This window comes from Roseomonas genomospecies 6 (assembly GCF_008365375.1).
Taxonomy (GTDB): Bacteria; Pseudomonadota; Alphaproteobacteria; order Azospirillales; family Azospirillaceae; genus Azospirillum.
Window position 1 is genome coordinate 47962 of sequence record NZ_QOKW01000034.1, and the last position, 10778, is coordinate 58739.

9 protein-coding genes are annotated in these 10778 nt (G+C 69.1%); 1 reads left to right on the forward strand and 8 read right to left on the reverse strand.

Annotated elements, in window-relative coordinates:
- Positions 1-3: 3 nt before the first annotated feature.
- The 8 genes from DS843_RS27210 to DS843_RS27245 form a co-directional block, all read right to left on the reverse strand.
- Positions 4-1092 (reverse strand): alpha-hydroxy acid oxidase, encoded by a 1089-nt coding sequence (locus DS843_RS27210; protein ID WP_149471962.1) that lies wholly within the window; start codon positions 1090-1092, stop codon positions 4-6.
- A 143-nt stretch (positions 1093-1235) separates the two neighbouring features.
- Positions 1236-1907 carry a tetratricopeptide repeat protein gene (locus tag DS843_RS27215; RefSeq protein ID WP_149471963.1) on the reverse strand — a complete coding sequence of 224 codons (672 nt, stop codon included), beginning with the start codon at positions 1905-1907 and terminating at the stop codon, positions 1236-1238.
- Positions 1907-2593: a Fe2+-dependent dioxygenase gene (locus DS843_RS27220; RefSeq protein ID WP_149471964.1), complete on the reverse strand. Its 687-nt coding sequence runs from the start codon at positions 2591-2593 to the stop codon at positions 1907-1909. The genes DS843_RS27215 and DS843_RS27220 overlap by 1 nt, the downstream gene beginning before the upstream one ends.
- 82 nt (positions 2594-2675) lie before the next feature.
- A complete protein-coding gene (locus tag DS843_RS27225; RefSeq protein WP_149471965.1) occupies positions 2676-4979 on the reverse strand; it encodes a TonB-dependent receptor in 2304 nt (767 codons plus the stop codon).
- Positions 4980-5349: 370 nt separating this feature from the next.
- Positions 5350-6843, reverse strand: coding sequence for a glycosyl transferase family protein (locus DS843_RS27230; protein WP_286192352.1), 1494 nt, complete (start codon positions 6841-6843; stop codon positions 5350-5352).
- Between the two features lie 371 nt (positions 6844-7214).
- Positions 7215-7583: a hypothetical protein gene (locus tag DS843_RS27235; protein ID WP_149471966.1), complete on the reverse strand. Its 369-nt coding sequence runs from the start codon at positions 7581-7583 to the stop codon at positions 7215-7217.
- Between the two features lie 28 nt (positions 7584-7611).
- Positions 7612-8181: a hypothetical protein gene (locus DS843_RS27240; RefSeq protein WP_286192353.1), complete on the reverse strand. Its 570-nt coding sequence runs from the start codon at positions 8179-8181 to the stop codon at positions 7612-7614.
- Between the two features lie 53 nt (positions 8182-8234).
- Positions 8235-8993 carry a phosphatase PAP2 family protein gene (locus DS843_RS27245; protein WP_149471967.1) on the reverse strand — a complete coding sequence of 253 codons (759 nt, stop codon included), beginning with the start codon at positions 8991-8993 and terminating at the stop codon, positions 8235-8237.
- A gap of 246 nt (positions 8994-9239) precedes the next feature.
- On the opposite strand from DS843_RS27245, the gene ahcY reads away from it, so the two are divergent.
- Positions 9240-10544: an adenosylhomocysteinase gene (ahcY, locus tag DS843_RS27250; protein WP_149471968.1), complete on the forward strand. Its 1305-nt coding sequence runs from the start codon at positions 9240-9242 to the stop codon at positions 10542-10544.
- The last annotated feature ends 234 nt before the right edge of the window (positions 10545-10778 follow it).

Sequence of the window (10778 nt, forward strand, 5' to 3'; positions counted from 1 at the left end):
CCTTCAGAAGCGCGGCGGGTCGAAGATCACCGAACGGTCGATGTCGGCCAGCCGCGCCCGTCCGCTCAGCGCCATGGCGACCTCCAGCTCGGTTTGCAGGATGGTCAGCATGTGGGCCACGCCCGCCATGCCGCCGACCGCCAGGGCGTGCAGCACCGGCTGCCCCACCAGCACCGCGTCGGCGCCCAGCGCCAGCGCCTTCAGGATGTCGGTGCCGCGCCGGATGCCGCCATCGGCCAGAATGGGCAGGCGGCCCGCCGCGCGGGCGGCGACCAGCGGCAGCACCTCCGCCACCGCGGGCAGCGTGTCCAGCGTCCGCCCGCCATGGTTCGACACGACGATCCCCGCCGCCCCCGCCTCGATGGCGGGGTCCACGTCCTCGGGGTTCATGATGCCCTTCAGCAGCACCGGCAGGCGCGTCTGCGACGTGAGCCAGCGCACCGTGTCCCAGGTGGCGGCGGCGTGCAGCATCCCCTGGAAGACCGGGCTGCCGGGCCGGGCCGGGGTGAAGCTGTCCGGCGCCAGACCGGCCAGATTGACCGGCGCTATGCCTTCGGGAAGTCGGAAGCCGGCGCGCTGCTCCATGTTGCGCAGACCGTTGACCGGAGCGTCCACCGTCAGGACCAGCGCGCGGTAGCCCGCTGCCTCCGCCCTCCGAACGAGGGTCAACGTGTCCTCCGGACGCGGCTGGGTGTAGAGCTGGAACCACAGCGGCCCGCCCGCCGCCGCCGCGACCTCCTCCAGCGTCACGCTGGACTGGGTGCTGACGGTCATCCAGGTGCCGGTCAGCCCCGCCGCCTGCGCGGTCGCCCGTTCCCCGTCGCGGTGGACCAGCCGGTGGAAGGCCATGGGCGCGATCAGGATGGGATAGGGCATCGCCTGCCCGAACAGCGCCGTCGCCGCGCTGGCCTGCGACAGGTCGCGCAGAGCGCGCGGCATCAGGCGCATCCGGTCGTAGGCGTCGCGGTTGGCCTGCCGGGTGATGCCGTCCGCCCCGGTCCCCGCGATGTAGGCGCGGGTCGCCGCATCGACGCGGGCCGTGAAATGGCGCTCGTAGTCGTAGAGCGAGACGGTGTCGGCAGGAACGCTCATCGCGGATGTCCTCAAGGATTGTCCCCTCTCCCCTCCGGGGAGAGGGTTAGGGTGAGGGGGTTGCGCGTGTTGGAAAGTCCGTCAAAAGCGCAACCCCCTCACCGGCCCTGCGGGCCACCCTCTCCCCGGGGGGGAGAGGGTTATTAAGAATCGCCCCCCGCCAACACCGCCGCCCGCCGCGCCAGGGCGCGCAGGCGCGGGTCGGGCTGGTCGGCCAGGGCGGCGGCCATGGCGCGGTAGAAATCTGGGAAGCCGGTCTCCAGCGCCCGCGCGAACCACGCCAACGCTTCCTCCGTCCGCCCGTCCTGGAGCAGCAGCCGGGCGTGGTTGAAGCGGCCCCAACAGTCCCCGCCCTCCGCCGCGGCCTGGAAGAGCCGCCGAGCGCCCGCCCCGTCCTCCACCACCGCGCGCCCGGACTCGTGGAACAGGCCCAGCATGTTCAGCGCCTTCGCGTTGCCCTTGCGTGCCGAGGCGGCGTAGAGACGGTAGGCTTCGGCGTCGTCCGCCGGAACGCCCGCGCCGCGGCCATGCAGGTCGGCCAGATTGAACAGCGCCCATGCATCGCCAAGCTCGGCGGCCCGGCGGTAGAAGGCGGCGGCCTGGACGGGATCGGCGGGAACGCCCCAGCCGTGCTCGTGGCAGCGGCCCAGCATGTTGACCGCGCGGGCGTCGCCGCTGCGGGCGGCGATGCGGAACCACTCCACCGCCCGCGCCCGCTCGGCCCCGCCCCGGTCGAGGCATTGCTGCCCCAGGGCGAGTTGCACGTCGATGATGTCCGGCCCCTCCGCGGGAAGGGCCGCAGCAACACCGCTCATCACACCTCCGCCCAGCGCCGCAGCAGGTTGTGATAGTGGTTGACCAGGGACAGCACGGAGGGGTGCTGGTCGCCCAGTTCCTGGCGCAGGTCGATGATCGCCACGTCCAGGTCGTAGAGCATCGCCCGCAGCCCGTCGTCCTTGACCAGCGACTGCGTGAAGAAGAAGGAGGCCCAGCGCGAGCCGCGCGTGACCGGGGTCACCCGGTGCAGGCTGCTGGACGGATAGACCACCGCGTGCCCCGCCGGCAGCTTCACGCCCTTGGTGCCGTAGGTGTCCTCGACGACCAGATCGCCGCCGTCATACTCGCCGGGATCGCTGAGGAAGATCGTGGTGGAGACGTCGGCCCGCATGCGCATGCCGCCGGTGCCCGGAACGACCCGGATGGCGTTGTCCACATGGTTGCCGTAGGTCATGCCCAGGTCGTAGCGGTTGAACATGGGCGGCAGGACGCGCAGCGGCAGGGCCGCGGAATTGAAGGCCGGGTTGCGCCCCAGCGCCTTCAGGATGACCACGCCCAACTCGCGGGCGGTGTCGCTCTCCTCCGGAATCTGCAGGTTGTTCTTGGCCAGCACCGCCTGGGAGCCCGCGGTGACGCGGCCATCCACCCAGGGCGACGCCTCCAGAACCGCGCGGCAGTGGGCGACTTCGTCGGCGGTCAGAACATCGGGGATTTGCAGAAGCACGGGGAGAATTCCTTTTGCGAAAGAAGAAGGCCGGACCGGCCCCCGGAGGATGGTCCGGGAACGCGGTCCGGCCTGGCCGGGATCAGAAGGTGACGCCGGCGGTCAGCATGAAGGTGCGGCCCGCCGCCGGCACCGCGCGCGAAGCGTTGAAGGCCGAGGCGTAGTTGCGGTGGTCGGTCAGGTTGTAGGCGTTGAGCGCCAGGGACAGGTTGTTGATCTCATAGGACACCACGCTGTCCAGCGAGACCGTGTCCGGCACGCGGGCGGTGTTGGCGCTGTCGGCCCAGTATTCCGACGCGTACTGGATGCCGCCGCCGACCAGGAACTTGCCGGGCACGAAGCCGGCGCCGAACTCGTAGGTCGTCCACAGGCTGGCGTTGTGCTTCGGCACGTTCGGGGCGTCGTTGCCGACGACCGCCGGGTTGGTGCGCGACTCCCTCACCTCGCCATCAAGGTAGGCGTAGCTGGCGTAGACGCTCCAGCCCTCGACCACCTTGCCGCTCAACCCGGCCTCGAAGCCCCGGATGCGGGTGCCGAGACCGGCCTCGGAGAAGCCGTCGGTGATCGTGCCGGTGGCCGGATCGACCGAGTAGGTGTTGCTCTTCTCGATCTGGAACAGGGCGCCGTTCAGGCCCAGGCGCCCGCTGAAGAAGTCGGCCTTGCCGCCGATCTCGTACAGGTCGGTCTTTTCCGGATCGAAGTCACGCCCGGCGCGCGGCGTCTCCGCCGTGCCGTTGGTGACCTGCGCGGCGATGTCCACGCCGATCGGCTTGTTGGAGCGCGCGTACGAGACGTACAGCGACACGTCCTTCGTCGGCTCGTAGATCAGGCTGGCGGACGGGCTGAGCGTGCGGGTGGTCTCGTTGCCGCCCACCACCGCCGGGTCGGCGGACTTGAAGGTGGTGCGGAAATAGTCCCAACGCAGTCCGCCCTGCACCGAAAGCTGGTCGAACAGCCACATGCGGTCGGTGATGAACAGGCCGGTGTTGGCGACGCTGGACTCGCGCAGGCCGGTCGCCGGATAGGTGAGGAAGGCGTTGGCCGGGTAGTTGTGGCTGGGGTTGCGGATGGTCTGGGTGTTGGTGCGGTTGACCCAGGTGCCGCCGCGGCGCTCGTCCTTCTGATAGTTCAGGTCCAGGCCGCCGTTCGCCTTGTGGTAGAGGCCGAGGAACGTGCCCTCCGCCTTCACGCCCGCAACGTTCTGGACGCCCCAGCCCTTCTGCTTGAAGGCCATGCCGCCGCCGGCGCCGTAACCGATCACCGGGTTGCCGCCGTTCAGGAAGATGGTGTTGTTGGCCGCCGTCAGCGCCGACGGGGCCGTGGACACGAAGTCGCGCTTGTAATGGCTGTAGCGGCTGTCGTTGTAGAAGGACAGGTTCTTGCTGACCTCGTGGGCCAGGGTCGAGGTGACGATGTGGTTGTCGGTGTCGTCACGGTCCAGGTTGCGGACGTAGGACGTGGACCGGTCGAGCCCGAATTCCGGCGCCGGGCGGGCGATGCCGTCGCGGCCCCGGATCATCGGCACGCCCATGTCCGGAACCTTGTCGCCGTTCAGGTAGGCGTAGTTCAGGTGCCAGGTCGTCGGGGTGCCCAGCCCCACGCCCAGATCGGCGGCGATGCCCTTGCGCTTGGCCTCGACCTTGTCGCGGTCGGCGACGTCCTGGTCGTGGAACAGGCCGTTGAAGCGCAGCGCGGTCGTCTCGTTGATCGGCTGGTTCACGTCCACCGTGGTGCGGTAGACGGGGCCGGTGCCCACCGACTGCTCGACGTTGTAGCGCTTCTCAAGCCCGGCCTTCTTGGTGCCCTGGTTGATGACGCCGCCGGAGTTGCCGACGCCGAAGCCGTTGCCCGACGGACCCTTGAAGACCTGCACCGTCTCGGTGTTGAAGACGTCGTGGGTGTAGACGCCGAAGTCCTTCAGGCCGTCGGTGTAGATGTCGCCGCGGGCGGTCAGGCCGCGGATGCGGAACTGGTCGCCGTTCTGGCCGCCGTTGCCCTCGCCGCTCGAAACGGTGATGCCGGGGACGTTGCGCAGGACCTGCTCCAGCGTGGAGGCCTTCTGCTGCTCGATGATCTCTTCCGGGACCACGTTGACGACGCGGGGCGTGTCCTTGACCGTGTCGGGCAGGCGGGAGATGCCGGTGGGCCTGGCGTTCACGTTGCCGGTGTCCGCCGGGCGGTCGGCGCCGACCCGCACCGGGTCGAGGATGGTGGCGTCGCCGGCCGCAACCCCCGGCGCCGTCCCCGGCGCGGTCCCCGGACCCGAACCGGCCGTCTGCGCCTCGGCCACCGTCGCCAGGGTGGAGAAGGACATCGCCAGCCCCGCCGTCGCGGCGGCGCCGGCGATGATGGGTCGGAGGCGGTCGGGGACATTCGTTTGCAACATGAGGCTCTCCCGAGAATTCGTCGTGGCGGATGCGCCGATCAGCGGCGGGTATCTACCAATCGGGGAGGCGGCCCCATCAACGGCGATCATTCAGAATAATTCTAAATTGCAAAATCACCGTCATTTAAACCCGGTTCCTGCAGGGATATGCCGTTTGTCGGAGGCCCACGACGACCGTCCCCGCGGCCTCTCCACACCCCGAGGCGGGCGAATTTTTCCTTTCCATTCCGAGAACTTACAGCGCTTGTTCATAGTTTTCGAAAGGAGCGGGCGGATGGTCGTCCGGCGCGACTGTTGCAGAGCAGCAACGATGTTAATAAGAATTATTCTCAATTGAGAGGCCGCCGGGGAACGGCCCGTCCCCCGCCCGTCAGGACGGAATCCGGGCCGCCGTCGCGGCCTGCCCATGACGGTGCCCATGACGGGCTTTCCAGAGCTGCTCGGCCAGCCGCAGGGCGTCGGCGAAGTCCGGTCCGGTGGCTCCGGGAAGGGCGAACAGGGCGAAGGCGGCGGTGCCGACGATGATCCGCTCCGCCCGCGCGTCGCGCACCGCGCCGGTCCACACCCCCTGCCAATATTCCAGGCTGGTGCCCCGCGGGCGCGGCGTGGGCGGGGGCTCCTCCAGGCAGGCGGGCAGGACGAGATCCTCCGCCTCGCCATCGACCAGACGATGGATGGAGGTCGGGCGGAAGGGCGTGAACTGGGCCACGTCGCGCACGCTGCCCAGCACCGCCAGATGCTTCCAGCCCAGGATGCGGGCGGCGTCGCGGTGCAACTCCCGATAGGTCGGCTTCGCCGCCCCCAGCAGGGAGGTCTTGGCCTTCGCCGGCTTCAGCAGATGCACGGCTTCGAACACGGCGGAGCGGGTCTGGGTCAGCCGGTGCAGCCCCATCAGCCGGTAGATCTGCGGCGACAGGGCGGCCAGCGGCGCGTAGGCGATCTTGTGGGCCGTCAGCGCCGCCGCGATCTCCCGCGCGTTGGTGCAGACCGGAATGCCCACGGTCGGCGCGATGAACTCGTACCGCCCGGAGGCCGTGCTGCACCCCGTGCTGCCGTGCAGGAGCACGCGATGCCCGGCCTGCGCGACCAGCCGGGCCGCGTGGAAGAACCAGGGCGGGTTGTGATAGTTGGGCGAGGTGAAGCAGGGCCAGTCCACGTCCACCTGGATCGTCCGGCCCAGACCGGCGGCGACGTGCGCCCGCATCGCCCGGGCCATCCCGGCCAGCTCCGGCGCGGTGGAACCGCGCATCCGCATCATGCCCAGCAGCGCGCCGATCTGCACCGGATCGGCCTCCCCCGCCAGGATGATGCTCATCGCCTCCTCCGCCTCCTCGGCGGTGAGGGGACGCCCATGGCCGCCCCCGGCGATGCCCAGCACGCCGATGTGGCGGGCCAGGCGGTCCTGGGCGGGGGCGTCCGGCGCGATCCGCTCCAGCCTGGCGTCGAGCTGCGCCGGGGACGGCTGCCCTTCCAGAAGCCCGGCGGGCCGGACCTGGAGCGGCGGCGCGTCGATCCCGGTCGGCACGTTCCAGCGGGGGTCGAAGGTCTCGTCGACCGGCGGCTGTTGCCCCGGCGGATCGAACAGAGCGTCGATCCCACGGGCGAGCGCCTGCACGCGCGGGCGCAGCGATTCCGCGACGGGGGTGGGCACCAGACCGCGGCCCGAGCGGATGAACAGGGGGTCGCCGAACGCCTCGCGCATCTGCGCCAGAAGCCGGCTGAGCGCCGAGGTCTGCAGCCCGAGGTCGCGGGCGGCCAGCGTGACGTTCCGTTTCGACAGCAGGGCGTCCAGCGCGACGATCATCCGCCCGCGCGACAGGCGGTCCTCCGGACGCGGCGGCCCGTCCGTCCCCGTCTCCGTCATGCGATTTCAGCCCGAATGCGCTTGTCTGGCCGGTTCACGGCGGCATGGTCATACTGCATACCATGATATTGATACGCATTCGCACACCAACGCAAGGCCATGCCGCGATACCCCAGGGCAACGAGGTCAGGTTGATTTCTGTCCCAAAGGCATCGAATAACCCTCTCCCCCCTGGGGAGAGGGTGGCCCGAAGGGCCGGTGAGGGGGAAACGTTGCTCCATGCAGAGCTTTTCCGGCCTTCGGCCGCCCCCTCATCCCGACCTTCTCCCCAGGGGGAGAAGGAGTGGGCGTCGCTCCGACTGAACCTGTTAACCTGACCTCGGTGCCCTGCGCGAATCCCGGCATGCACCCCGTGGAGGCCCCCGTGGAGACTATGCCGGGTCGTCGCCCTTGGGCACCGCGGCCTGCTCCGCCTGAATCCGTTCGACGATGCGCGTCAGCGCGGCGGCGTCGAGCGGGCTTTCCATGCTCAGGTCCTGGGCGAACTTGCGGATCACGCCGATGGCGCGGCGCCGCGTCACGATGTCCAAATCGCCGGGGCGGGTCCGCTCGACCACCGGCCCCTTGTAATAGCCGCTGCCGACCCGCCACTGGCGCTGGCCGTCCGCCCGCCATTTGGTACCGTCGGACAGCACCATGCAGCGGTTGCCCTCGGTGAAGGCTTCGACCGTGGCGATCTTCTCCGGGCCGGTCTGGCTGTTGTGGATCGTCACCTGATCCCCAACCTTGAACGCCGTCATTCCTGCATGTCCTTCACCTGCATGTCCTTCAACCGTGTCGATCGGCGTTCGGCGCGGGTTCGCCCGATCGATCCCGCAACGCCTGGTCGTTCTCCCGCCGCTCCTCCACCGCCGCCATCAACCGCGACTTGGCGGTGACGCGGCTGTCGGGCGGACCGTCCGCCGGGGGCGGGACCCGGGCGGCGTGGCGGACACCGTTCAGCGCCGCCAGAAAGCCGGTGGCCGGACGCATCGCCCGGCCGCCCCGCAATCCGGGCGGCGGCGCCGGGGATTGCGGCCCGGCAGCGGCGGCGAGGGCATCGGCGACAACCTCATCCGCCACCTCAGCAGGCGGCGCGCGCCTTTCGGCGACCTCGGCATGGGCCAGGAAGGTGGCGCGCTCCACGACCAGCGTCCGGCATTCGCCGTCCAGCGTTTCGTAAACGCGCTTGGCTTCGTTCAGTTCATGCAGGTCTTCCGTTTCCAGCGTGCGGTCCAGCGCGCTGGACAGCAGCCGGAATTCCAGGACGCCCGGCACCCGCGCTTCGTCCACCGCGCGTTTCAACACGCCGACGGCTTGCAGGGTTTCGCGGTCTAACGTGCTTCCGGACATCGACATGCTGTGGTTTGAACGGCGGAGCTACCCGAAATATCGGCTAGGTCCGGTTGGGGTCAAGTGCGATCCGGCACCGCTTCGGTTTCATCTTCCGGTTCGACGGCACCGCGTCTTTGCAGCCACAGGGCGACCAGCCAGCACAGCGCGGCCCATCCCGCCCCGACGCACCAGCCGGCCAGCACGTCGGTCGGCCAGTGGACGCCCAGATAGACGCGGCTGCACCCGACCAGCAGGGTGACCGTCATCGCCACGACCAGCACATAGGCCTTCTGCCGCTTGCCCTCGACGAAGCGCGCCAGCATGGCGCCGAGCGTCAGGAAGACGACGGCGGACAGCAGCGAATGGCCGCTGGGAAAGCTGGCGGTGAACACGATGTCGCCATGGGGGACGAGGTCCGGACGCTCCCGCCCGATCTGGTTCTTCAGCAGGCCGCTGATGGCCATGCCGCCGCCGACCGACAGCAGCACCAGAAGCGACGCCCCCCGCTTGCCCTGAAGCAGCAGGAAGCCCAGCGCCACCGCGGTGACCAGCGACAGCACGGTGATGCTGCCCAGCGCCGTGACGTCGCGCGCCGCGTTCCGAAGCCAGGGCGGCCCCAGCGGCGTTTCCGGATCGCCGGCCACCCGCAGCGCCAGCAGCACCGCCCGGTCGAAGGCCGCCGTCTCGCCCTCGATCACCTCTCCGGCGATCAGGGCGAAGGCCAGGATGAGCCCGGCGCTGACCGCCATTCCCAGGAGAAGCGTCAGCTCGTGCCGGCCGAGCCTCGTCCAGAAGCCGGGAGCCCAGTTGCCGTCCTTCAGACTCCTCAATGCCATCGTCCGCCCCGTCCCATGGCTCTGCCACGCGCCCGCCGCATCATCGCCCGCCGCTTCGCCCGTTAAAACACGCGAGAGCGACGATCGGGCAGATGGATTCGGGCGAATGGCTAACCCCGCAAACATAAAGATATCTTTATGCTTGCGGGGTTCCGAATGCGCTGCTACACCAGCGCTCACAGCGGGCCGGTGCGCCCGCCCCTTTTCATTGCTGTCCCGCAAACAGCCGCCCAGGAGACACCCCCGATGGCCGCGCCCGCCAACTTCACCGACTACAAGGTCAAGGACATCAGCCTCGCCGAGTGGGGCCGCAAGGAAATCACCATCGCCGAGACCGAGATGCCCGGCCTGATGGCGCTGCGCGCGGAGTTCGGCGAGGCGAAGCCGCTGGCCGGCGCCCGCATCGTCGGCTGCCTGCACATGACCATCCAGACCGCCGTGCTGATCGAGACGCTGACCGCTCTCGGCGCGACCGTCCGCTGGTCGTCCTGCAACATCTTCTCGACCCAGGACCAGGCCGCCGCCGCCATCGCCGCCGCCGGCATCCCGGTCTTCGCCTGGAAGGGCGAGACGGAGGAGGAGTTCTGGTGGTGCATCGAGCAGACCCTGCGCGGCCCGGACGGCTGGACCCCGAACATGATCCTGGACGACGGCGGCGACGTCACCCAGATCATGCACGACAAGTATCCGGAGATGCTGGCCGAGGTCCGCGGCCTGTCGGAGGAGACCACCACCGGCGTCCATCGTCTCTATGAGATGATGAAGAAGGGCACGCTGAAGGTTCCGGCCATCAACGTGAACGACAGCGTCACCAAGTCGAAGTTCGACAACCTGTACGGCTGCCGCGAGTCGCTGGTGGACGGCATCAAGCGCGCCACCGACGTGATGGTGGCCGGCAAGGTCGCCGTGGTCGCCGGCTACGGCGACGTGGGCAAGGGTTCCGCCGCCTCGCTGCGCTCGCAGGGCGCCCGCGTTCTGGTGACGGAGATCGACCCGATCACCGCGCTCCAGGCCGCCATGGAAGGCTATCAGGTCGTCACGATGGACGAGGCCGCTCCGCAGGGCGACATCTTCGTCACCGCGACCGGCAACGTGGACGTCATCACGCTGGACCACATGCGCGCCATGAAGGACCGCGCCATCGTCTGCAACATCGGCCACTTCGACAGCGAGATCCAGATCGAGGCTCTCCGCAACTACAAGTGGGAAGAGGTCAAGCCGCAGGTCGACGAGGTCGTGTTCCCGGACGGCAAGCGCCTGATCGTCCTGGCCCAGGGCCGTCTGGTGAACCTGGGCTGCGCCACCGGCCACCCGAGCTTCGTGATGAGCGCCAGCTTCACCAACCAGGTGCTGGCCCAGATCGAGCTGTGGACCAACGCCGCCAGCTACGAGAACAAGGTCTACGTCCTGCCGAAGCACCTGGACGAGAAGGTCGCCCGCCTGCATCTGGACAAGATCGGCGCCAAGCTGACCACGCTGTCCGCCAAGCAGGCTGAGTACATCGGCGTGAAGGTCGAAGGCCCGTTCAAGCCGGACCACTACCGCTACTAAGCGGTTCCGGACGGATCGGAACGGAAAGGGCCGCCACTGGGGCGGCCCTTTTTGTGTTCTGGGGTGCGTTGTTGCCCCCACCCTTCCCATGCTGCGCATGGGCCCCTTCCCTCCCATAGGCGCTAACATGAGGCTGATGCGATAGATGTGTCCGGCGTAACGGAGTGCGCCGGGCTCTGTTTTCCGGGGATGCTTTCAACTGATCCCGCCGATGCCCCCTGGCGCACGGTTGAG

What these genes read in the sequence shown, in the direction of transcription:
- DS843_RS27210 (WP_149471962.1), bottom strand. Translation starts at nt 1,092, where the DNA reads ATGAGCGTTCCTGCCGACACCGTCTCGCTCTACGACTACGAGCGCCAT.
- ahcY (WP_149471968.1), top strand. Translation starts at nt 9,240, where the DNA reads ATGGCCGCGCCCGCCAACTTCACCGACTACAAGGTCAAGGACATCAGC.
- DS843_RS27245 (WP_149471967.1), bottom strand. Translation starts at nt 8,993, where the DNA reads ATGGCATTGAGGAGTCTGAAGGACGGCAACTGGGCTCCCGGCTTCTGG.
- DS843_RS27240 (WP_286192353.1), bottom strand. Translation starts at nt 8,181, where the DNA reads ATGTCGATGTCCGGAAGCACGTTAGACCGCGAAACCCTGCAAGCCGTC.
- DS843_RS27230 (WP_286192352.1), bottom strand. Translation starts at nt 6,843, where the DNA reads ATGACGGAGACGGGGACGGACGGGCCGCCGCGTCCGGAGGACCGCCTG.
- DS843_RS27215 (WP_149471963.1), bottom strand. Translation starts at nt 1,907, where the DNA reads ATGAGCGGTGTTGCTGCGGCCCTTCCCGCGGAGGGGCCGGACATCATC.
- DS843_RS27225 (WP_149471965.1), bottom strand. Translation starts at nt 4,979, where the DNA reads ATGTTGCAAACGAATGTCCCCGACCGCCTCCGACCCATCATCGCCGGC.
- DS843_RS27235 (WP_149471966.1), bottom strand. Translation starts at nt 7,583, where the DNA reads ATGACGGCGTTCAAGGTTGGGGATCAGGTGACGATCCACAACAGCCAG.